Here is a 21,456-nt window from a genome sequence, read left to right as displayed (position 1 = left end):
TGACGCGCCGAAATCCAACATCAACGTCAAATAAGCGCGATCGCACTTCAATCAAGTCTAAGGCGATCGCACAACCAAATCAACCTTGATGAGGACTAGGCACAGGTTCCGACAAAAGCCCTGACATCTCCAACACGCGCTCCATCCAAACCCTTGCTTGTTCAGCAACATTGATGCGTTTTGCATCATCTGCCCAAATCTTTGACCAATGGAATTGCCACCGAGCGAGTTGAACTTGCAACTCAACCAACTCAGCTGCATGATCCATTCCAGCATCCATAGCTGTCCACTCAATAAAGAACTTGCTTTCTCTAATCAGATATTCCACCGCCTTGCCATTAACTCCACTCTTAGTCAGAGATTTAATTCGAGCCAAGTTAGCCGCTAATCCACCTAGACGAGTTGGTACTTCGTCATTTAAATACCGCCCTTGTAAAGCCTTCCAGTCTTTCATACGCCTCCTAATAAATTCTGAACAATATTAGCAACTTGCTCCCGAATCCCTAGATCAAGGATTTCCATTGAGCGGTTATTTTGTCTCGGACGTATATTAATTAGAGATTCATAGCTTACCTAAATTTTCAGGCTTTCTTGCGCCTAGAATCCTCAACCGCTTAATTATCATCCAGAGGCAATTCATGTTCGGGTGGTTCTAGTGAAAGTGGAGCATCTGTACTCGGAGGAACCACGACAAGGGGAGGGGGTGGTTCTAAAATCTTTTGCCATCCTTGAATTTGCACTTGAGCCGCATTATAGGCTTCGGTTCCCGAAGGAATCATTTTAGCCAGTCGAATCGCTTCAGTTAAGCTAAAAGCGGCTCGATCTTGAGCTAAAGCCAACAGTTGATAACTCCAGCGATTAACCGCCGAGACAGCATCACCTCTAACCTTGGCTGAACTGGGAACTTGTCTGGCTAAGCGAATTGCCTCTGCAACGGCTTCAGGAGTGCCGGGAGTGGCAGCTTGATAGGCTTGTTGCAAGCGCTGTTGTCCTAAAACTTCTGTTTTCCAGCCCTTAATTAGGCTTTGTGCTTCCCCATAGAGTACCCGTCCCGATTTAATTTGTTCAGCCGCTGCGATCGCGGCGGGAAGATTGCCGGAGTTGGCAAGGGTGCGAGCATTATCAAGATAGGGTTGGTCTTGCAAACGTTGAACTGTGCGCGTCCAGTCATTAATCTTACTTTGCGCCTCTGGGTAAAGAGTGCGATTGGGAGCAATGCGACGGGCTTCTTGGATTGCTTCTTGTAACGATTCTGCCCCGCCAAAGCTGGCAAGTTGGGTGGCGCGGTCAAGATAGGGCTGATCTTCGATGGTTTGAATGCGACGAGTCCATTGGCTAATCTCAGCCCTCGCTTCTTGGTAGCGGGGATTGCGGCTGGGAATCAGTTGAGCTTCTGCGATCGCAATCTGTAAATCGCTAATTAGCCCAGAACTGGCAAACGCCCTTGCCCGTTCCAGTCGAGCCACATCCTCAATTTCCCGTTGCCATCGATCAATTAATTCTTGACCTTTATCATACAGAGGACGATCAGTACCCAGTTTCTGAACTGAGGCGATCGCGATTTCTAAATCCCCAACGCTTCCCGATTCAGCACTGGATAGGGCATTGGCTAAGTCAATCAAATCTGCCTTGACGTCTGGTAATTTTACACTAGCGGGCAACTTATTGGCAATCTCTAACACCCCTTGCCAATTCCGCTGTTCTAAGCGACTTGTAGCCAGTTTGAGTAACTTATTTCCAGACTCAGCAATCAAATCTTGAGCCTCTTTGTAGGCAAAACTCTTGGGCGTGATTTTCTCAGCGGCTTCAATCGCCTTTAAAATATCATCGACTCGACCCGTTTTACTCAACCGATAGGCTTCATCCAACTTCTGACTATCGTCTCGTCCGATTTGAATCAAATCCACGAGTTGGTTGTATTTAACGGCTGCCCAATACTGGTTATCTATCGTTGTCAGCTTAACCGCTTCTCGAAACGCTAACGTCCAATTCGACTGTCTGAGTTGTTCCTCGGCTTGTTCATAAATCCCTGAAGCCTTTTGCCACAGAGTTTGCCACGCCTCAATTTGTTCTTTGACCAATTTGAACGCGGGAACATCTCTCGGAATCCGGTTCGCAATCTCAATCGCTTCCTCTAGCTGACCGGCTTGAAACTTTTCTTCTCCAATCGCTAAAATCTCCACTGACCACTCTTCGATATGGCGGTTAATTTCCGGGCGCAAGGGGTGGTCTTTAGGTAAAGCGTCTATGAGCGCGATCGCTTCTAACAAATCTTTGGTGGTGCGTTTATTTGCCGCAAGCTGAGCGCAATAGAGACGCACTGATGCCGAAGCTGTGGGCCAAAAAATCGATGGACAATTTGGCAAAGCAGGTAGCTTCAGCAAAAGGGCAACGGCGGAAAATCCTATCCCACCCGAAACCAGAATAATCACCGCCACCCAAAATGCCCAGCCGCCGAACGTAAAGCGTCGTCTTGGTTCTTTGGGCTGTTTGGGAGAGGGTGGGGCTGGCTTCGTCGCCACCTTTTGGGGAGTGGTTTGACGATAAGACGCTGAATGTCCGACCTGATGAGGATTGACAGCACTCCTCTGGTGTTGCAAATCTTGACTCCAACTGGGTTGGGCAGACCAGGTAGCATGCCAATGATCGGGCACTTCTCGTTTTCTACTCATAACTCACTCCACCACTCGCTACGCCTAATGCTGTGGGTTTTATAGCACCCTCAGTTCTTGCCATCCTACTCTCGTTAGACAGAAAAATCCATACTCTTTTTGAGACTTTATCGGGAATGGGAGCAAGGGCAACCGCTGTTACGATGAGGAAGATTGGTCATAAGTTTGATGGCTAATGCCATACCTCCTTTAGAGAAAACTATCAAAATTGGGGTTCAGATATAGACAGACTAGAGGTGGTCAACTCTCACCTTTCCCATTCCCAATTCCCCTAACCCAATCTCGATTAAACGGACTCAGCCCTTAAATCATCAATCAGTCGAGCCAGTTCATCTCCACTCGCTTGGTAAACTTCTCCACAGAAATGGCAAGTCGCTTCAGCGCCTTCGTCTTTTTCAATCATATCCCGAAGTTCGGCTTCACCTAGCATCTTCAGCGCTCCCAACACCCGATCAAACGAGCAACCGCAGTCAAAACGTACCATTTGGATTTCTGGCAGAATGACCAAGCCCAAATCACCCAAAATCTGTTCAAAGATAGCCGGTAACGTTTTACCTTCCTGCAACAGGGGTGTGAATCCGGATAGTTTAGCAATGCGAGATTCCAAAATTTGCACCAAGGACTCGTCTCTAGCCGCTTTGGGTAAGATTTGGATTAATAACCCTCCAGCGGCGGTTACGCCTTCAGCACCGACAAATACACCCACCATCAGTGCTGATGGGGTTTGTTCGGACGTAAGCAGGTAATGAGCAATGTCGTCACCAATTTCTCCCGACACCAGTTCTACGGTACTGGAGTAGGGATAGCCATACCCCACATCCCGGATCACATAGAGAAAACCGTCATGCCCAACTGCACCGCCAACATCAAGTTTGCCAGATTCGTTGGGCGGTAGTTCAATGGCAGGGTTATCCACATATCCTCTAACCGTACCATCTAATCCTGCATCGACCAAAATCCCGCCCAAAGGACCCTTTCCCTTCACCCGAATATTTACTCTTGACCCTTCACGCTTCATATTAGACGCCAACAATAAGCCGGATGACATGGTGCGCCCTAGGGCAGCCGTGGCGACATAAGAGAGCTGATGGCGCTGGCGGGCTTCTTCGGTGAGGCGTGTGGTAATCACACCGACGGCACGAATACCTCCTTCTGCTGCTGTGGCGCGAATTAACTGATCAGCCATGGAAAAACCTTACACTTCTTAACATACTCCTTTTTTATTTTAGCCAGACCGTGAGAAGCCTTACGTCTCTACCCGAAGGACTTTTTGCTAGAAAAATCTCTAGGTTTTGTTCGTTTATCCTAGAGACGTTCCGCCGGAACTAAATTCTTCTGTGTCCTAACCGATGTCAGAGGTTGCTATAGTTAAGGTTTACACTCAACAGCAACAGACCTATCGTTTTTGGACAAAGATTATGTTGGGAACCTTTCAACAAAGTCACCTCCGTATTGAACTCGAAGCCCCCCATAATGTGATCCGAGACAGTCTGCTGCATTCACAGAAACTGCGCCAGTGGTTGCCGACTCAGCGCCTTTCCCCCGGACTACCGGAACAACTCCATCCAGGATTAACCTTCACCAGTTGGATAGGTCCAGTTTCCATCCAACATCAGGTGGAGGTGGCTGAGTCTAACGGGTTGCGACTGCTATTGAGCCAGGGAATCGATGGCTATCACGAATGGTGCTGGGGTGAAGGATGGGTACAGTCTCGTTTAGAAGGTGTGTCTCTGTTGCCGTTAAATCTCGCTCAAACCCTGAATTTGCTGCGACTACGGGAATTTATCGCCGCCGAGCAAGTACGATAATCCTTTTGTTAACTTTTGATTCAGGAGGGCGGGTTAGTGACTTTTTGTGTTCCTCTAGCGTCGCTTTAATTTTTTGGGGATCACGATATTCATCCGATTGTGAAAGTCTTCCTGTACCTTGTGACTCAAGCGGCGAGACACTTGTCGGACGATTTGCCCCAATAGGCGATCGCCTGTACTCTGGATCAAGGATTGGGGTAATTTTTGGATAAACTTGGGAAACCGCACACCGACAGTTAAATCAAGGTCCCACTCGATACGGGTAATGGTGGGGGGAAGTTCTATCCCTTCAAGCTGTTGCTCAGAAAAATACTCGTGAGTTGGAATCGACACAAACCCTTGAGTCGCCTGAAAGTCAACCTCATAGCCGGGAGGATTGTAACCGGGAACGGGGATCGTCTGAATTTTATAGATCCCATCCCGGCGCGGGAGTAGTTCTAGTCCAATTTTTGGCTCAACTTCGTAGCCGAATGACCCAAAGCGCCCTATCGCTAAAGCATAACCATTGGCTCCAATTGGTTCAGCCTTCATCGGCTGAGCGCAGTGACGAAACCACTCCTGGTGAGTATCCAGATAAGCCGTTACTTGTTCCGGTTCGGCATACATCTCTACACCATTTTGGAAGTGACCGTAAAACTGAGTCAACTCAGGCGCTAATTGGCATGATTGGGACTCGTCCCTCTCATCCTCGGTAAAAGTGGATTGGGTATCTAGATGCACTGGCTCGATTGCGATGGGTTGCTGGTTAAGGAATTGGGACTGCATAATTGCTCCACGGTGTCAGTTAGGGTTGGTGCCTATTGCTAGGATGCCCACTGGCGATTGTTCATTCTCTCTTTCATCTTCACGAATTTACGGTATAAATCTGCACATCTGGCAAAACTTCATTGATAATTTATAGAATTGAAAAGAGAATGTTAAGGAATCGAATCAAAAAATACAGGCTCTTTACAGCATAACTTGTGTATCTTGCCGTCAACTCTCACTGTTGAAGGAAATTTCTAGATGAAAGCATTGGTCGCCGGAGCGACAGGTCAAACAGGACGCCGAATCGTCAACGAACTGGTCAAACGCAATATCCCTGTCCGCGCTTTGGTGCGGAACTTGGAGAAAGGACAGGAAATTTTACCCCCTGAAGCTGAGTTAGTCGTTGGGGATGTATTGAAGCCTGAGAGTCTCAGCGCTGCTGTGGGAGATAGCACTGTCGTTTTTTGTGCGACAGGTGCTACACCCAGCTTCAACCCCCTAGAACCCTACCAAGTAGACTATGAGGGGACGAAGAACCTGATCGATGTTGCCAAAGCCAAGGGCATTGAGCATTTTGTCATGGTTTCCTCACTTTGTGTCTCCCAACTGTTACATCCCCTAAATCTGTTTTGGCTGATTTTGGTGTGGAAAAAGCAGGCTGAGGAGTACCTCCAGAAAAGTGGATTGACCTATACCATTGTGCGACCAGGGGGGCTGAAAAATGAAGATACTCCTGATCCTGTGGTCATGTCATCAGCGGATACACTATTTGATGGGAGTATCCCGCGCACGAAAGTGGCACAGGTTTGTGTCGAGGCGCTATTTCAAGCCGAGGCGCGTAATAAGATTGTAGAAGTGATTGCCCGTCCACAAGGGAGCGATCGCACTTGGCAAGAACTATTTGCTAATGTTGCCTAATCCAACTGTAGAGACGTTCCCGGGAACGTCTCTACAGTCTATGGGAGCGAATTTTAAGCCTTATGTTATGAAACGTCTAATTCAGTGGATTAATATCCTAATTTTGATGATCCTATTCCTAGAACTGCGTGAAGGATATCAACAAGGGGAATGGAGTTTTCACAATCCAAGAGGAGACAAGGGGACTCAGCCGTTAGTTATGCGAGGCGGTGATCCTTATATTCGGGCGCTGATGCGAACAATTTCGGCAAGTGAGGCAAATGTTTCTCAACCTTATTCGGTACTGTATGGAGGGGAGCATGTTTGGGATTTGAGTGATCATCCCAATCGCTGTGTGCCGATTGTGGCAGGTCCCAATGTGGGCAATTGTACCACCGCCGCCGGACGGTATCAGTTTATTAACACGACTTGGTATGACAAAGCCAAACGCTATCACCCTCAGCATTGGCAATTTTTGTGGTGGAGTAACTATAGCTTTGAGCCACAATATCAGGATGCAGTCGTTTATGCTTGGCTGAGTGATCCGCAAGCGTGGGGAATGGATATTTCCCAACAATTGCGCCAAGGTCAAGTGGATCAAGTCTTGCGGCGGTTATCGGGAACTTGGACGAGTTTAGGTTATGGTATAGAAACGAATTCAATGACTCGATATTTACCGGGGATTTATCAGCGGATTCTTCAGGAAGAACTACAACAAAGCTGACGCAAAGTCAACAATAAGGTTAGATTTATAAATCATAAGTCAAGTGCTAGGGCGGGTTTAGCCCGGTCAATTTAACCGAAAACGGCTAAACAAACTGCTCTTATTTAGAGTATAATAACCTCCTAAATAGTTTTTATTTTATTGAAGCATTCTGCCCTATCTCTAGTAAGTATTCAATCGAACTTGATATAAAATGCAGAATCAATCACAGGAACAAATCCGCGCCCGCGTTTTCATTTCTGGAAAAGTTCAAGGCGTTGGCTATCGTCTTTCAACAGTCAATGAAGCTCGTCGATGGGGTATAAATGGTTGGGTGCGAAATTTGCCCGATGGTCGAGTGGAAGCGGTGTTTGAAGGGAATAAATCAGGAGTTGAGGAAATGATTAATTGGTGCCATCGGGGTCCTGCTGCTGCTGTGGTGAAAGATGTGGCGGTGGAGTATGAGGAACCGGAAGGGTTAAATCATTTTGGATATAGAAACAGCTATCCGGCTCAATAAAACGAGTTAAATCGTCGCGCTTCAAGCTCAATGCACCAAGACTTCTAAGAGGGATTTTCGCGATCGCACACCTGTGATTTACAAACGCTGTCCCAGTTTCAGCCAGGAGAATACCTGTTCAACGGTTAGCTGTAGACTTAGGAAATCTGGCACAGGTAGTCTATCCTCTGGGTGTCGCATAATTTCTGGTAATTGGTTGGGGTAAAAACAAATTACGGCTTTCTCATCAGGATCAATCAACCACCCCAACCTGGTTTGATGTCTGAGACAGAATAAAATGTTATCTGTTACCCTGGTTTGCGACTGGTCTGGTGAGAGGATTTCAATTGTCCAATCTGGAGAACATTCAAATACGTTTGCCACTTCTCCATCAGCATCGAAGGGAATTCTCTCCCATTGAAATACCGCAACATCTGGCACAATAGAGCGTCCGCCAAACGTGCAGCGTAATTCGGGGAAAGCGTAAGCGATTTTTTCAGGAAATCCCACCTCGTTTACTGTGTTTGCGAGGCATATTTGGAGAGTGCTGTGTTTCCCTTGTGGCATGGGTTTTTGATAGATTTTACCGTCAATAAATTCGCTAGCAGGTTGGGTTTCGGGAAGTTTGATAAAGTCAGCTAGGGTGAGTGGTTTAGTTGCTATGGTCATAGTTACTTGTTTATACGTGGGTTGACGTGCACCCGTGACTCGCGCCCACCCCGACGTAGGTTTCTAGACTTCCGGTGAAAAACTAGGGGCGTTAGTGCTATTCCTCTTAATCCAAACTTTGATTTGCCAAAATTTCTTGAATTCGCTGGCGAAATAAACGCACGACTGCTCGTTGTCCCATTGTCTTACTCTGCTCAATTAATCCAGGAATTTCAGCAATGGGTAGAAATGAAAACGTCGGACATAAAACTCTCTAGCAGTCGTTTAGGTTTTTCCTGTTTGGGTAGGGGCATCCTAATTTATAATATTCCCTGGTCATAAGCTATCCTCCAAGCCCGATTATCTCCTACATCGTGCATTAAGGCTTGATAGGTTTGCCAACTAACCCCTCTGAGTGTAACGATTGGTTCAGCGCGAACTGGCGGTTGTTCTGTCGTTGATGTTGTTGTCACCGTCTAACCCACCATTATTAACTGTTTTAATTGTAGTGGCGTGATCTACCTCATTTGATAGATTAACCTTGTAGGGGCACCATCCTTGCGCCCAGAAAACCTGCAAGGCTGGGTATCATGCCAGTAGTTCTATCCTACAGCGAAAGGAATAATGATGGCACAGACGTTCCGGCGGAACGTCTCTACTAAATAATCATCATTTTAATAGTCACAGGACTTACGCAGCTACACCATCTATAGCGGTAATGGTGCGTTACGCAAGCGCTTTCACACCCTACCAATAGAGGCTGTGCGTAAGTCCTAAGTCAAAAAAATTAGGCTGATACTGACTACAGCGTTTTTTCATAAATCCGATACGTCTTATAAATTGTCCCCCCCGATGCTTCAATCAACTTACGAGACGGAAAATTATCTTCCCAAACCCAACCGAGTTCTGCCCGTTTATAGGGCTTGCCTTTCTTAATTCCCCCTTGCATTCCCAAATAAATTAACGCCAGAGGCACCATTTTACGGCGATATTCTGGCAATGAAGCAATCGCTATTACACGTCCTTGGTCAATCTGGCGACGATACCAAAGAAACTTAAGAATTCCTAGCCAGTTTAGTTTCCCCTTAACGTGTTTTAGGGGAATATTATAGTCCGGTAATCCCATAAAAAAGCCGATCATTTCACCCTTGTCTTCGGCAATGGGAAAAACATCTGGATCAACTAAACTCTGTAATGACTTGGCTTCTTCTAGAAATTCGGCTTCCGTTCTCGGCGCAGAACTCCAGTTGTTGGCAAAGGCACGGTTAAAAAGGTGATAAAGGCTGATACAATCTTGTTCAAATCCTTCGCCTTTGGTTCTAATCGGACGAAAGGTGATACCCGATTTACAAGCAATCTGATAGGCTTTCTTGAATTTATCCGATAAGGGCTTATCTAGGGGAAAATCATAGGCATAAGTATCCTTAGCTTTTTGCCAACCCTCTTTTTCCAGAAATTCGGGATAGTAGGGGGGATTATAGGGCATCATCACCATGGGCGGTGTATCAAAACCATCGACCAAAAATAAACAATTATTGTGGGTTGACAAATCAATCGGTCCCCGCGCCACAGTCATCCCTTGTTCCCGCAGCCACTGACAAGCCGCATTTAGGAGAGATTGCGCGATCGCAAAATCTTTGACACACTCAAAAAACCCAACTAAACCAACCCTTTTGCCCTCTCGTTCAATTAAGCGTTGATTCACCGCCGCCACAATTCGCCCCACCGCTTGGGAAGGGTGGGACGAGTCCATGGCAATAAATTGCTGTAATTTTCCGTAGCTAAAAAAAGGATTATCGGGGGCAAACTGCTTCGCCACATCGCTACGCAGGGGTGGCACCCAATTAGGGTCATTCCCATAGACTCGTGCGGGTACATCCAGAAACAATTCCTGGTCTGCTGGAGTTGCTACAGCCCGAATTTTATCCTTTGTCATTTTTCATTTGTCCCAGGACAAGTTAGGCACTAATCATGGGTTTATATAATAAATCCCGTGTTGCCACCATCGCGGCGACTAATTTATCCATTTCCTCCTTGGTATGCAGGGCATTTGCCGTCATCCGGATGCGAGGTTTGGCAATAAACCAGATGGGTGACACCCAAATCCCATGGTTCTCTAACATGTAACGACCAAATAATTTTGGATTAATTTCTGAGGGTAAAATTACCGGGATAACATTAGTTTCACCAATGGCATCAAATCCCGCTTCAACTAAGCGCGATCGCAAGTAGCGAGTATTTGCCTGAAGCTTTTTCACCATATCGGGATGACGGCGCACCTGACGAACGCTCTCTAAAGCAGCGGCTGTTAGGGGTGGCGACAAGGAAACGGTGCCGATAGACGTGGGAGAAACATTTAACAGAGGAATCAATTCTGGCACATGGCTACTAATTGCCGCCCCCGCTGACGCGGCAAACTTGGAGAATGTAGTCATAATCAGCGGCACAACACCTTGCTCAATCGCGTATTGGGGTAGGATGCCAAAATGTTCGTAAACACCACCACCCGTCGCCCCTATCGCCCCACTTGCATGTGCCTCATCCATAACCAAGACACTGCCTTCGTAATGTCGCAGCACCTCGATCATATCGGGGAGTGGGGCAATATCCCCATCCATCGAAAACACTGCATCAGAAATCACCATAATCCGATCATGGGGGCGAGCATAACGACGCAGTTTACGGGATAAGTCCTCTGTATCACAGTGGCGATAGGCTCTCACCCGCACACGCGGACTATGACCAAATAACTTTCCTGAACGAGTTCCCGCGTTGACGACTGCTGAGAGAATACAGCCATGGTTAAGGACATCGGTCAAAATCAGCGTCTCACGGGTATGCTGAAAACCAGCAACCGGGATAGCCAGATGGCAGAATGCATCCATCAAGGCTTGCATCGCCATCCAAGCATTTAAAAAGAGTTGGGTATGGGGCAGGTGCTTAAACTCAGAAATCTCTTGTTCGAGCTGTCGATGTAAATCAATGCGACCACTCAGGACTGAGGTTGAACTGTTGGACGTACCGTATTGAAAGATAGCATCAACCGCTGCTTGGCGAACCGCCTCGTTTTGAACCAAACCTAAGACATCATTCGTACAGAACGTCAGAACCGTCTGACACTTTCCTGTGGCAACTGATTCTATCTCGACTAAATTCCCTTGCTTTTGATGACAGACATATTCGTCGGGCGCTAATCCACTTTCGTACCACCGCTGAACGTACTCTTTGACAACTTCCACAACCTTACTCCTCTCACCTTTTCCTAGATAGACTACCGCTTCTAGATAAAAACGTGTGTTTTTCTCTTAAATTTAAGTGATTATCCCGACTGAATAGCAAGCTCCATGTTGGCGGTTTTATAGAGTACACGGTAATCCTACATAATACATGGTGATTGGACAGATCGGCTTATGACAGACAATAACGCTGGCACATTGGCGAACGCTGTTGTTGGTGCGTTTTTAATTTCTGCTCTAGCAGGGTAACATAAAATTCAACCCCCTGCTGGATTTGTTTTCATCTCCAGCTCTATGTCTAGGGTTTGGTTGCTAAAGCCCGTTTATCGTATACCTCGTGAGACTCCGGGTGAGCGCGAAGCAACTAGCTTAAACAACTCTTTGACCGTTTTAAACGGTAAGACTAGATGCCCCATCCAAAGGGTAAAGAAACCTGATTGAACCCCGATCCCTGAGTAGCGCTTGCCAGGATCTATACCCACGGCTATAGGTTGAGTATTCTCCTGTGTGTCAAAGGTTAGCTGGATGGCAAAGCATTCTAAGTCGTTGTGTACAACTTTGGCTTTACCGTCTCTCAGCCAACGCCTAGCACGGCTAGGTTTTGTGGGCATCAATGGCTTGCCCAATTTTGATAAAACTGGTACTCGTAACATGGGTGATAAACCTCACGAGTGAAAGTATTTAGTCCCTTCCCGCCATCTCGGTTAAGATGTCTTGGAAAGACGTAGCATGCTACGTCTCTACCAACAGCCCGACAAAAGGCTTTAGATTTGATCCGGACTAGGGAAGTATCCGGGTGTCTGTACCAAACCGAGACTCTATGCGGATATTCAACGGTTTAAATTGTCGTTTGTCCGACAATCCCTGACTTCAAGCGATAGCTAAGTCAGGGTTGTTGAAATTGACGCATAATCAGCCGCTGTATGGCAATGATCGCGGGATTGACTTCCACATAGCGACGCTGAGGATTTGCCAGATAGGTTCGCTGCTCACTTTCCATCATTTCGATATCTTGGTTGAGAAATCGCATAAATACAAACCGTTCCAGTACGGTAGACAAGATGGGATCAAAGAGCTGGCGGAACCATTGGGGTAGGGGAACCTTAAAAAAGAATAGAGCAAAGGAGCGACTTTCCGTAAGTCCTATAGGGAGGCGCATCAGGTAGAGGTTGGAGACGCCTTCTAGAGAACTGTAATAATGGGGATAGCGATACTGTACCGATATGGTGCGCCGAGTCACTTGATCCGCGCGATCGCTCAACCCTAACCATTGAGCCATACGCCCTTTATAGGAGACATCGTACTCCGCACAGACAGTATTTTCCGTTTCCTGCAAACGTTTAAGAACCGGATCAAACCATCCTTGAAGGTTTTGGTGCAAAAATCCATGAAAAACATCCATGGTATTTTCATTACAGATAGAAAAATGAGACTTCATCCTGGCACTCACGGGAACCATAAACCAATCGGGATGGTCAAATTCTGGCATATCTGGCGGTTGGCAGGTTGTTGCTAGGGCTGGATCTCCAGGAAAGATCCAAATTAGCTTGTATTTTTCCTGAATCGGGTAGGTACGGACTTGGGCGCAGGGCAGTTTCTGTTGTGGGGGAAAGTAGGGAATGCCTACACAATTGCCCGCACCATCAAACTGCCAGCCGTGATAAGGACAGGCTAAATACTCATCCTGAACAATGCCTTTGTGCAGTTCCACACCTTTATGAGGACAAGCATTTTCTAAAGCATGGAGTTGACCCTTGGGAGTCCGGTAAACGGCGATGGATTGTTGCCAAATCTTGACAGGGAAGATTTGACCGGGTTTGATTTGATTTGCCCAAGCCACTGAATACCAGTAGTTGGGGTTAATCCCTACTTCTCTAATCGCGTTTTGAACGTTTTGGCTGGTTAGGGTTGTCGCCAGTTCCATATCGGAGCCTCTGTTGTCGATTCATTTGACATATTTATCCTGTTATTTTTTGGCAGTCAATGCATAGGGGGAGAAGGGTTAGAAACTGTAACATAATCCCCGATCATACCTACTCATGTCTATTCAAAAATGAGTAGGTATTTTAGTCGGAAACATTTTTGGCTGTCATTGTATACAATACCAGAAGTTGCGTTGACAGGTCGAATCAATGGCTACCATCACATACTGCAAAGGACTTCCCACCCCAGCAATTGAGTTAAACCCATTGGGTAAAACTCAATTGGAAATGTTCCTAGCTGAATACTCATCTATATTCCATCAAGCAGTATGTGAGACAGCCAATCATCTCCTCTGGGATAATAAATTCAACAAGTCTCAATGGAATACACATTTACAGCAGACATACGGGATAAACAAGCGTCACGCCAATGGAGTGATCGCCTTTAGTCAAGGAGCGGTAGATGCTGCGTCGGCTAACCGTCAGCGCCACGTCAAGGTGCTAACTGCCAAATTCAAATCTTGTGAGAAGTGGATCAAAAAGACAGAACGCAAGCTAAAGAATGCTCGTAAATTTTACCGTATACTCTCTAGAGGGTAAGTTCGGCAAATATGTCTCATCTAAAATTGGAGATTTTCATCGCAATGTTAACCGATTGCCAGCAGAGGGCGCTAAAACCTGGCACTTCTACCGGAAGGATGGCAGATGGTGTGTAGCGGTACAATTCACTCCAGCACCAGTCAAACAGGTATCTAGACCAATTCAGTACGGGTGTATTGGCATAGACTTGAACCCAGGTTCAATCGGTTGGGCATACATCGATAAAGAAGGCAATCTCAAGCACCATGGGCAGATATCGCTCCAGATGGGTTTACCCCGTGGCAAACTCGACGCCGCCATCAGACATATCTGTTTCCTACTTCTAGATATGGCGATTTTCTACCAATGCCCGATTGTGTGTGAGGAGTTGGACTTTTCCGGCAAGAAAAACCAACTTAGGGAGAAAGGGCGCAAGTACGCCAGAATGCTATCTGCTTGGGCATACAGCCGCTTTTTCGAGCTACTAACCGCCATCCTGTCTAATCGCGGTATAGAGTTAAGACAAGTCAATCCCGCCTACACCAGCCTAATTGGTCTGGTCAAGTATGCCCGAATGTACGGGGTAGCCAGCGATGAAGCTGCGGCTTTGGCGATTGCTCGTCGCGGCATGAGACTAGGGGAAAAATTACCAGACTCCATAACCGCCTATCTATCGGTGAACGATAGCAAGCACGTATGGAGCCAGTGGAACCAACTAAATAACAAGCTCAAGGGATTTATCAGAAGTAGACACGCCTACTATGGTATCTCTAACTGGGAGTTTTTGGTCAACCCTCAACAGGGAAGCAGTAACGCACTAAAAGCAAGCGCTTGAAGAAACTTATACCGTTGAGTTTTGCCTAGGTTTGTTTACTTGTGAGCAGATATGACTAGGTTTTTGGAAGCGGTGAGCATGTTCCAGACTTAGCCGGCTAGGTCTGAGTGTTTAGTTGCGCTATAGTTGTCAAACTATTTAGGTATTTTAAGTTATGTTACGTGATCCTCGGCTGTTCGTGCTGCTAATCGCCGGCTCTCTCACCACCATGGCTGGGGGAGTGGTGGCGCCAATTTTGCCAGAGATGATCCAACAACTTAACCTTGATCCGGCATTGGCGGGGAATTTGGTCAGCCTGCATTGTTTAACCATTGCTCTATTTAGTCCGCCGTTAGGAATTTTGGCAGATCGGATGGGGCACCTGCGGGTGCTGATCCCATCGTTAATTCTCTACGCCTTATTTGGCACAGCTGGAGCCTTTATGCACTCACTGATGCCGTTGTTAGTGGTGCGGGCACTATTAGGCGCCGCCAGTGGCGGGATTGCGGCGGCGAGTTTGGGTATTTTGGGGAATATGTATGAAGGTGAGGCGCGATCGCAGGCGTTGGGCTACGCAACCAGTACACTGACCATTATGGGCATTGCTTTTCCCCTACTCGGTGGTTGGGTGGGTTCATTTCACTGGCAATGGGCATTTGGTCTCTACGCTGTGGGACTACCTCTGGCAATCTTAGCCGCACGGTTCTTACCGAAAAAATCATCCCCAAAAACCCAGGGAGAGGTTAAAGATGTTGCGAGTAAACTGCGTCAGGTTTTAGGACGCCCCTACACCATACGCCTCTTATGTACACTCAGTTTGGTATCCATTGCTATGTACGCGGTGGTCATTTATGCTCCGCAATATCTCAAACAAACCATTGACGCCACAAGCGTGGTGAATGGCGTCGTTCTAGCATCACGGGCAATAGGCGCGGCTGTTATATCAGCATTTGGCGCCAAAAGACTCGCCCAGCGTTTGGGACAACGCACGACGGTTGCGATCGGGTTGGGTTTGATGGCGTTAACCTTAAGTACCATTCCCGTACTGCATCAACTGGGTTGGATTTTGGTTACGGCTATCTTCTTTGGTGTGGGATTTGGTTTGGTACTTCCTACACTTTACGGCACTCTAGCGAATCTAGCTCCCCCAGACTTGAAATCTAGTGTACTCGCTGCTGGGACAGGCGCGGGCTTTTTGGGACAGTTTATATCCCCCATTTTGTTAGGACCGGTGTTAGCTTATTGCGGTTTACAGTGGGTGTTCTATGCGGCGGCAATTGTGGCACTACTTGCAGGATTGTTGCTATTTGCCCACAAGCAATAAGTCATTGGTCATTTGTTATTAGTAAGGACGACTTGCTTATCTGGGATAACTGCTTTACTAAAACTTTAAACTCTCTGCGGATAATTAAAGATTTGACTAACTTGAATTGAATATCTATCTTTTTTATTGCTAATTGGTTACCATGACAGAGGCATTAAAATACTCAATATTGGCGACAAAAAATTCATTTTTTTAATCTCGCTAGAGTAACTATTTCTACTGACTAGGATTTACCCTTAAGGGTGTATCATGCATCAATCCCCAATTTATTTCTTCGGAAGCCTATATTGTTTGTGACCTCGGATTGAAAGATATACCCAAAAATAATGGTAATTGATGTAAGTTCTAATCCTTTCAAAGATTTCAGAGTTTTTTCAGACTACATTCAAACTATAAAAGACAACAATTCTATTAATGGTATTAGCCAGCACCGTCTTTTCAGAAGTGTAATTAATACCACTAATTGGCTTGAAATTCAGTCTAAATATTATCAGGATTCAATTCTTAATGATATTGATTTGAATGAGACTATTTACTCACTCACACAGAAAGGAATTTCCCTAAACCTTAACCTTCCCTTACAGGTTATCGAAGAAATCCGAAACTTAGCGCTGGCAACTCCTTGCCATGAACCCAACAATACCCAATGCAGTTTTTATGCATCTGAAAAGAAACAAGTCATGATGCAAACTGAGAAACCATTAGTTCGGGGTATTTATAACCCTAGTATATTTTTAGATCCAACGATTAAGAAACTAGAAAGCGATCCAATACTATTAGCAATTGCCGCAACCTATCTAAACGCCGAACCGATTCACCAAAACACTCAGCTTTGGTGGAGTTTTGCTGTAGAGTCAACTCTCTATGAGCGACGCCAAGCGAGTCAGAGGTTTTATCGAGGCACTAATACCCCTCGGAGCTTGACTTTTTACTTTTATTTAACAGATGTGGATTTGTGCAGTAATCCTCACGTCTGTGTGCTGGAGAGTCACCGGAAGAAAAAACTTGCCTATCGATTTTTGAAGAAAGACTATTCACTCCAAGAAATCAGCAAATATTATGGCTATCAAAATATAACCTCTATTTGCGGTAAGGCGGGTTTTGGATTTGTGGAAGATGCCCGTTGCTTCCATAAAAAAATCTCTCCTAGCAGCAATGATCGCTTAACCTTAGAACTAAAATTTGCCGCCAAGCCTCCTTTGAGTTGAATGTAGAATTTTTCCGAAATTCGGGGTGATTCCTGACTCAATTAGCCAGACATCAACTCTCGAAACTGATGCACAACCTGATCCAAACCAACAGAACGCGAGGCTTTGAATAGTATGCGATCGCCCGGTTGAACCAATTCCTGTAAATGTTGCACCAAAGCGTCATCCTGGGCAAAGCCTTGGCTGGGTAATGTAGAGATTCCCCTAGTAATTGCTTCGGCTTCTTGATCCTTAAGAGTAATTAACACCGCATCTAATTGGAGTTGCTGAGCTTTGTGTCCAACTTGCTGGTGTAGTTGTTGCGAATGATCTCCTAATTCCTTCATTGAACCCAAAACAGCAATGCGTCGCTTACCGGGCGTCTGGGCGAGGAGGTGCAACGCCGCGATCATGGCTTCAAATCCAGCATTATAGGTTTCATCGAGAATCACGATATCATTGGGTAACTCATAGCGTTGCGATCGCCCCCCAGGAAGAAGAACCGCTAATCCTTGAGTTAGGGGTGTGCAGTCAATCTGGAGATGTTTTGCCACGGCTAACGCGGCTAAATAGTTAAGGGCATTATGTTCACCCGGTAAGGGTAAGGGAAACGTCATACCATCTACTGTGAGCCGAAACAGGTCAATAAGTTTCCCCTGTACATCGCCACCGTTTAAACCAAACGTCAGGGTTTCCCCTTGCCAAACCGTAGCCGCCGTATCCATTAAGCGTTGGTTATCATGATTGAGAATAGCTACACTGCTCTCAGGCATTTGCGCCAATAACTCACACTTAGCTTTTGCGATCGCATCCTCAGATCCCAACAATCCAATATGCGCCGTTCCCACATTCGTAATCACGCCCATCGTCGGACGGGCAATTTGGGTCAACAGGGCAATTTGCCCAGAACCCCGCATCGCCATTTCAATCACAGCATAATCATGGTCTGAGTCTAATTCCAGTAACGTTTTTGGCACACCAATTTCATTATTGTAGTTCGCTTGGGTTTTCAGTACATTACCTTGATTAGACAAAACCGCCGCGATTAATTCCTTCGTCGTCGTTTTTCCAGCAGAACCCGTAACCGCAATCACCGGAATATCAAACTGATCGCGCCACCATCGAGCAATTTGCTGATAGGCTTGTAGAGTGTCATCGACTTGAAGCTGCGGTATGCCCGGAAGTTGGCGAGCTTGGTCACGGTTGGTAATTACTGCGATCGCCCCTTTCTCAATCGCTACTCCAGCATAATCATGCCCATCAAAGGTTTCCCCTCGCAGCGCCAAAAATATTTGACCCGGTTCGAGGTGACGAGTATCAGTGGTTATACCGCAGACTGCGTTAACACTCATCTGCGCTGACAGATTAACCGGGGTAGCAGCGAGTACCTCAACGAATTGAGTTAAAGAAAGCTGACAAGGCATAATTCCAGGGTGGTGAATGCGTTTTGGCTAGTTATAGTGGTGGGAGTGGGCGAGCAACACTCATCCCCTACCCAATTCCCAACTTCTTCAACAAGTCGGGGAGCTAATAGGCGCTTTTTCGCTATATTCACCCAATCTTCACACTTTTGCGGCATAATTTTACAGAATGATCCATACTTAGTTTAGTATGCTTATAGGTAGAGATAATATAATTCATTAGATTTAAGCAATCCTTGACCAAGCTCATTTAGGCGGGGTAATTGATAAAGTGCATCAGGGTTTTCGGTTGTTGCGGTACAGGGCAAGTCAAATTTGAGCTTAGATCTGCCACATTCCATTCAAATTGATCAGCCCACGGCGTTTGCGCGTAGGGAGGCGGACTGAAGTGACTAATAGTACTTGGACAAATTCCGACATCAGACAAACTAGCTCACAAGAGCAACAACTGTACGATCATTTTCTGTATTGTGTACAGATAGAATCTCCTAGTCAGACGCTCGAACGTTTCAAACAGCTATTCATGGACGGCTCTCGATATCCAGAGCCGGAAATCTGGATGGTATTGGAAAAGCTGGCAATGGATAAGCAGGCTGAGCAAGAGTTCAAGTTTATCCTGAATCGTTGTTGCCATATCCTGATTAACCGTTGGCAAATACAACCGCAACTGCAAGGTGCTATTCCTGAGTTGGTGGCATTACTTGATGATATTCCACCAGCAACCGGGGTTTACTCGCGCGGTTCTAGGCGTCTACGACACCTGCTACAGATTTTTAAAGAGACTGAGCAATATCTCACCCTGCATCGCTTATCTCAGGTGGTTGGTGAAACATCCACCACTTCTAAAGAAGTCGGAACTCTCATTCAGCGATACCCCTATTTGTACGAACACTGTTTGCTGAGTGAAGATAGTAGTTACGAACATCGGCAAACCGTTCGGCAAATTCAATCCCGGCTCCAGCGGCGCTTCGAGCTTGATTTATCACAGTACGTTACTTATCAGGTGCGATGCGCCCAACTAAAACGTAGGAACCAGAAAGAAGCTTCAACCAAAATTATCCAGCCTGTCAAAAATCCCACCCTTTTAACGGATCATGAGTTGGGAACGGCTCTTAAACAGTTTGTTGGCAAAGTCCAAGGCTCTCATACTTGCCGGGATGTGGCTCAAAGTTTCCTAACCCATAGCAGTCAGACGCCTTGCTATAAAGACTTTAAGGACGATTTGTATGAGTATCTGACGGCTTCCATTGATCCAGCCTACGGAAAACGGCAGTTTAATAGTCGGTTGCATGAGCATCTGAAAAACACCTTACCTGACAGCGAGAATCAGAAGCCCAGCGAATTTCTGATTTTGCGAACCTGTAGCCAGTTATTAAATTTTCTCGTTGTTGAGAGTTCTGTTCGCCCTAAACATTTTGTTTTTGTCGATCTAATTACGAATTTAGGCGCAACGGTTACTACTATGTTGCTACTCAAGATTGTGTTGCTGTGTCGTAAAGTTAAACCCTATTTGGAAAAGCGATTTTCCATTTTGTTCAATCATTATGAGTCTTCAACTAGAGACGGTGTACCCTGGTTAATTAAGTCTCTGGAAAACTTGAATGTTGCCTTTAGTATTCATTTTGGCAGAGCTGACCTTTCCTGTTTGAATCAAATTATGTAAATTCGTCATTCATCATTCGTCATTTGTCACTGTTCCAAATCTCTTGTGAAAAGGAAACGATAGCAGTAAAACCAGCCCCTACACAAACCTGAAAAATCAAAACTCAAAACTAAATTATGCGGCTGTTGTAGAGGCTCATTGCCTTTTCGACGCCTTGCTTCAGCGAGAGTTCTATGGCGTCAACGGCGAATTGGATGACTTCGGAGATGATCTTAGATTCTTCAGGAGAGAATTTGCCTAAGACGTGACTCACGGTGTTCTTGTCGGGGTCAGACTTGCCAATCCCAATGCGTAGGCGGGGGAAATTTTGTGTTCCCAGATGCGCGATCGCGGATTTCATTCCGTTGTGTCCTCCCGCCGAACCAGAAAGGCGTAGACGTAGCCGCCCGACGGGTAAATCAAGCTCATCATAGACGATGAAAACTGACTCTGGGGGAATTTTATACCAATCTATCGCGGCACGAATTGCTTGCCCAGAACGATTCATGTAAGTTAGGGGCTTGAGTAAACGTAGTTTGTCACCTGTTAAGCCACGTCCTTCCCCCAACAACGCTTGAAATCGACGATTTTCGCTCCAAGAAATTTGCACCCGACGGGCTAACTCATCGGCGACCTCAAAACCAATATTATGACGGGTTTTGTCGTATTTGGGTTCGGGATTACCCAAACCTACAATTAGTTGAGGAATCACCAAAGTGTCATTTGTCATTTGTCATTTTTCATTTGTTAGGGAACAGGGAACAGGGAACAGCTTATGATCTTATGTCATTGGTGAGTAGGGAAATTCTCCCTTGTCCTCCCCAGCTCCCCCAGCTACCCCAGCTCCCCCAGCTACCCCGCTCCCTGCTTCAATCAGGCAGGAGACTGAAATAGGGATTCTAGATAGACACGAGCGCAAGCACGATAGGTCTGGGAGGCTTCGGCTGTCTTGCCACTACCATTTTGAAGCAGAAACAGCGATAGCGCTGCGGCAAACACCCGATCTTGATCCCAAGTGGGATGGGTTTCTAGGTAGCGCTTGAGAGACTCGTGTAGGTCTTCAGGGATTTCTGCCAAAATGCTGACGGTTGCGTTCATAGTTACCTCTCTATCGAATAGCGTGTTGGGACAAAAGCCACCTTGCTCGCTCTCTACGTGTCTGTGGAAATCGGCTACTGTAGCTAAAACCTTACGGCAAATAGACTTAGATACAGCACCCACTGCTCTTGCCGCTTTGAGATGTCTCAAGTTTTTTTATGGGTAGGTCGCACTATTCTCAACTGAGATGGGGTGGGGTTGTCAATGATACGAAATATTGCCAGGTCACTCAAATTGCCTAAATGCTAACGATAAAATC

General features: G+C 46.2%; 19 protein-coding genes and 3 pseudogenes. 8 read left to right on the top strand and 14 right to left on the bottom strand.

What is annotated here, in order from left to right:
• Positions 1 to 79: 79 nt before the first annotated feature.
• The 4 genes and pseudogenes from RID09_RS09720 to hslO all read right to left on the bottom strand — a co-directional run bounded on the left by RID09_RS09720 (position 80) and on the right by hslO (position 3,858).
• Complete coding sequence (locus RID09_RS09720) at positions 80 to 454, bottom strand: hypothetical protein (RefSeq protein ID WP_446335744.1); 375 nt, start codon at positions 452 to 454, stop codon at positions 80 to 82.
• Positions 451 to 561 (bottom strand): annotated as a pseudogene (locus RID09_RS09715) (DUF5674 family protein); the annotation flags it as partial. The pseudogene RID09_RS09715 and the gene RID09_RS09720, both read right to left, overlap by 4 nt.
• Positions 562 to 614: 53 nt before the next feature.
• The gene (locus RID09_RS09710; RefSeq protein ID WP_446335743.1) at positions 615 to 2,672 is read right to left on the bottom strand and encodes a chromosome segregation ATPase; all 2,058 of its coding nucleotides are present in this window, start codon (positions 2,670 to 2,672) and stop codon (positions 615 to 617) included.
• Positions 2,673 to 2,958: 286 nt separating this feature from the next.
• Positions 2,959 to 3,858 carry an Hsp33 family molecular chaperone HslO gene (gene hslO, locus RID09_RS09705; protein WP_446335742.1) on the bottom strand — a complete coding sequence of 300 codons (900 nt, stop codon included), beginning with the start codon at positions 3,856 to 3,858 and terminating at the stop codon, positions 2,959 to 2,961.
• 232 nt (positions 3,859 to 4,090) lie between these two features.
• On the opposite strand from hslO, the gene RID09_RS09700 reads away from it, so the two are divergent.
• Positions 4,091 to 4,480, top strand: a complete 390-nt coding sequence (locus RID09_RS09700) for a hypothetical protein (protein WP_446335752.1) — start codon at positions 4,091 to 4,093, stop codon at positions 4,478 to 4,480.
• Between the two features lie 54 nt (positions 4,481 to 4,534).
• Here the strand turns inward: RID09_RS09700 and RID09_RS09695 are convergent, their stop codons facing one another.
• Complete coding sequence (locus RID09_RS09695) at positions 4,535 to 5,245, bottom strand: DUF1997 domain-containing protein (protein WP_446335741.1); 711 nt, start codon at positions 5,243 to 5,245, stop codon at positions 4,535 to 4,537.
• Between the two features lie 240 nt (positions 5,246 to 5,485).
• Here RID09_RS09695 and RID09_RS09690 point away from each other — a divergent pair, with 240 nt between their 5' ends.
• The 3 genes from RID09_RS09690 (at position 5,486) to RID09_RS09680 (ending at position 7,347) form a co-directional block, all read left to right on the top strand.
• Positions 5,486 to 6,145: an SDR family oxidoreductase gene (locus RID09_RS09690; RefSeq protein WP_446335740.1), complete on the top strand. Its 660-nt coding sequence runs from the start codon at positions 5,486 to 5,488 to the stop codon at positions 6,143 to 6,145.
• Positions 6,146 to 6,212: 67 nt separating this feature from the next.
• Positions 6,213 to 6,848 carry a glycoside hydrolase family 24 protein gene (locus RID09_RS09685; protein WP_446335739.1) on the top strand — a complete coding sequence of 212 codons (636 nt, stop codon included), beginning with the start codon at positions 6,213 to 6,215 and terminating at the stop codon, positions 6,846 to 6,848.
• 193 nt (positions 6,849 to 7,041) lie between these two features.
• Complete coding sequence (locus tag RID09_RS09680; protein ID WP_446335738.1) at positions 7,042 to 7,347, top strand: acylphosphatase; 306 nt, start codon at positions 7,042 to 7,044, stop codon at positions 7,345 to 7,347.
• 78 nt (positions 7,348 to 7,425) lie between these two features.
• On the opposite strand, the gene RID09_RS09675 is transcribed toward RID09_RS09680, so the two are convergent.
• The 6 genes and pseudogenes from RID09_RS09675 to RID09_RS09650 all read right to left on the bottom strand — a co-directional run bounded on the left by RID09_RS09675 (position 7,426) and on the right by RID09_RS09650 (position 13,134).
• Positions 7,426 to 7,995 carry a Uma2 family endonuclease gene (locus RID09_RS09675; protein ID WP_446335737.1) on the bottom strand — a complete coding sequence of 190 codons (570 nt, stop codon included), beginning with the start codon at positions 7,993 to 7,995 and terminating at the stop codon, positions 7,426 to 7,428.
• Positions 7,996 to 8,294: 299 nt separating this feature from the next.
• Positions 8,295 to 8,447 (bottom strand): hypothetical protein, encoded by a 153-nt coding sequence (locus RID09_RS09670; RefSeq protein WP_446335736.1) that lies wholly within the window; start codon positions 8,445 to 8,447, stop codon positions 8,295 to 8,297.
• A gap of 329 nt (positions 8,448 to 8,776) precedes the next feature.
• Entirely contained in the window at positions 8,777 to 9,910 is a 1,134-nt protein-coding gene (locus RID09_RS09665; protein ID WP_446335735.1) for a hypothetical protein, read from the bottom strand.
• A 22-nt stretch (positions 9,911 to 9,932) separates the two neighbouring features.
• Positions 9,933 to 11,213: an aminotransferase class I/II-fold pyridoxal phosphate-dependent enzyme gene (locus RID09_RS09660; protein ID WP_446335734.1), complete on the bottom strand. Its 1,281-nt coding sequence runs from the start codon at positions 11,211 to 11,213 to the stop codon at positions 9,933 to 9,935.
• 374 nt (positions 11,214 to 11,587) lie between these two features.
• Positions 11,588 to 11,863: pseudogene (locus RID09_RS09655) on the bottom strand (RRXRR domain-containing protein); the annotation flags it as partial.
• A gap of 233 nt (positions 11,864 to 12,096) precedes the next feature.
• Positions 12,097 to 13,134, bottom strand: a complete 1,038-nt coding sequence (locus RID09_RS09650) for an aromatic ring-hydroxylating dioxygenase subunit alpha (RefSeq protein ID WP_446335733.1) — start codon at positions 13,132 to 13,134, stop codon at positions 12,097 to 12,099.
• Between the two features lie 208 nt (positions 13,135 to 13,342).
• Between RID09_RS09650 and RID09_RS09645 the strand changes: the two are divergent.
• From RID09_RS09645 to RID09_RS09635, 3 genes and pseudogenes are all read left to right on the top strand, one after another.
• Positions 13,343 to 14,546 (top strand): annotated as a pseudogene (locus RID09_RS09645) (hypothetical protein).
• Between the two features lie 154 nt (positions 14,547 to 14,700).
• Positions 14,701 to 15,849: an MFS transporter gene (locus tag RID09_RS09640; RefSeq protein WP_446335732.1), complete on the top strand. Its 1,149-nt coding sequence runs from the start codon at positions 14,701 to 14,703 to the stop codon at positions 15,847 to 15,849.
• A gap of 326 nt (positions 15,850 to 16,175) precedes the next feature.
• Positions 16,176 to 17,057, top strand: a complete 882-nt coding sequence (locus RID09_RS09635; RefSeq protein ID WP_446335731.1) for a hypothetical protein — start codon at positions 16,176 to 16,178, stop codon at positions 17,055 to 17,057.
• Positions 17,058 to 17,098: 41 nt separating this feature from the next.
• Here the strand turns inward: RID09_RS09635 and RID09_RS09630 are convergent, their stop codons facing one another.
• Complete coding sequence (locus RID09_RS09630) at positions 17,099 to 18,460, bottom strand: UDP-N-acetylmuramoyl-tripeptide--D-alanyl-D-alanine ligase (protein ID WP_446335730.1); 1,362 nt, start codon at positions 18,458 to 18,460, stop codon at positions 17,099 to 17,101.
• Positions 18,461 to 18,845: 385 nt separating this feature from the next.
• Here RID09_RS09630 and RID09_RS09625 point away from each other — a divergent pair, with 385 nt between their 5' ends.
• Positions 18,846 to 20,120 (top strand): hypothetical protein, encoded by a 1,275-nt coding sequence (locus RID09_RS09625; RefSeq protein ID WP_446335729.1) that lies wholly within the window; start codon positions 18,846 to 18,848, stop codon positions 20,118 to 20,120.
• Positions 20,121 to 20,229: 109 nt separating this feature from the next.
• Here RID09_RS09625 and pth read toward each other — a convergent pair whose 3' ends face one another.
• Both pth and RID09_RS09615 read right to left on the bottom strand, forming a co-directional pair.
• Complete coding sequence (gene pth / locus RID09_RS09620; protein WP_446335728.1) at positions 20,230 to 20,829, bottom strand: aminoacyl-tRNA hydrolase; 600 nt, start codon at positions 20,827 to 20,829, stop codon at positions 20,230 to 20,232.
• Between the two features lie 143 nt (positions 20,830 to 20,972).
• Positions 20,973 to 21,197 (bottom strand): DUF2811 domain-containing protein, encoded by a 225-nt coding sequence (locus tag RID09_RS09615; RefSeq protein ID WP_446335727.1) that lies wholly within the window; start codon positions 21,195 to 21,197, stop codon positions 20,973 to 20,975.
• Positions 21,198 to 21,456 lie beyond the last annotated feature (259 nt).

It is taken from the genome of Coleofasciculus sp. G1-WW12-02 (genome assembly GCF_040219735.1).
In the GTDB taxonomy this organism is placed as follows: domain Bacteria; phylum Cyanobacteriota; class Cyanobacteriia; order Cyanobacteriales; family Coleofasciculaceae; genus Coleofasciculus.
The sequence above is the reverse complement of the archived record's forward strand: the minus strand, read 5'-3'. Positions and strand labels throughout refer to the sequence as shown.

Bases quoted from the DNA above. Each gene is read 5' to 3' on its own strand.
- RID09_RS09700 (WP_446335752.1), top strand. From the start codon at position 4,091: ATGTTGGGAACCTTTCAACAAAGTCACCTCCGTATTGAACTCGAAGCC.
- RID09_RS09710 (WP_446335743.1), bottom strand. From the start codon at position 2,672: ATGAGTAGAAAACGAGAAGTGCCCGATCATTGGCATGCTACCTGGTCT.
- RID09_RS09665 (WP_446335735.1), bottom strand. From the start codon at position 9,910: ATGACAAAGGATAAAATTCGGGCTGTAGCAACTCCAGCAGACCAGGAA.
- RID09_RS09630 (WP_446335730.1), bottom strand. From the start codon at position 18,460: ATGCCTTGTCAGCTTTCTTTAACTCAATTCGTTGAGGTACTCGCTGCT.
- RID09_RS09680 (WP_446335738.1), top strand. From the start codon at position 7,042: ATGCAGAATCAATCACAGGAACAAATCCGCGCCCGCGTTTTCATTTCT.
- RID09_RS09675 (WP_446335737.1), bottom strand. From the start codon at position 7,995: ATGACCATAGCAACTAAACCACTCACCCTAGCTGACTTTATCAAACTT.
- RID09_RS09635 (WP_446335731.1), top strand. From the start codon at position 16,176: ATGGTAATTGATGTAAGTTCTAATCCTTTCAAAGATTTCAGAGTTTTT.
- pth (WP_446335728.1), bottom strand. From the start codon at position 20,829: ATGACAAATGACACTTTGGTGATTCCTCAACTAATTGTAGGTTTGGGT.
- hslO (WP_446335742.1), bottom strand. From the start codon at position 3,858: ATGGCTGATCAGTTAATTCGCGCCACAGCAGCAGAAGGAGGTATTCGT.
- RID09_RS09650 (WP_446335733.1), bottom strand. From the start codon at position 13,134: ATGGAACTGGCGACAACCCTAACCAGCCAAAACGTTCAAAACGCGATT.
- RID09_RS09640 (WP_446335732.1), top strand. From the start codon at position 14,701: ATGTTACGTGATCCTCGGCTGTTCGTGCTGCTAATCGCCGGCTCTCTC.
- RID09_RS09695 (WP_446335741.1), bottom strand. From the start codon at position 5,245: ATGCAGTCCCAATTCCTTAACCAGCAACCCATCGCAATCGAGCCAGTG.
- RID09_RS09720 (WP_446335744.1), bottom strand. From the start codon at position 454: ATGAAAGACTGGAAGGCTTTACAAGGGCGGTATTTAAATGACGAAGTA.
- RID09_RS09685 (WP_446335739.1), top strand. From the start codon at position 6,213: ATGAAACGTCTAATTCAGTGGATTAATATCCTAATTTTGATGATCCTA.
- RID09_RS09615 (WP_446335727.1), bottom strand. From the start codon at position 21,197: ATGAACGCAACCGTCAGCATTTTGGCAGAAATCCCTGAAGACCTACAC.
- RID09_RS09690 (WP_446335740.1), top strand. From the start codon at position 5,486: ATGAAAGCATTGGTCGCCGGAGCGACAGGTCAAACAGGACGCCGAATC.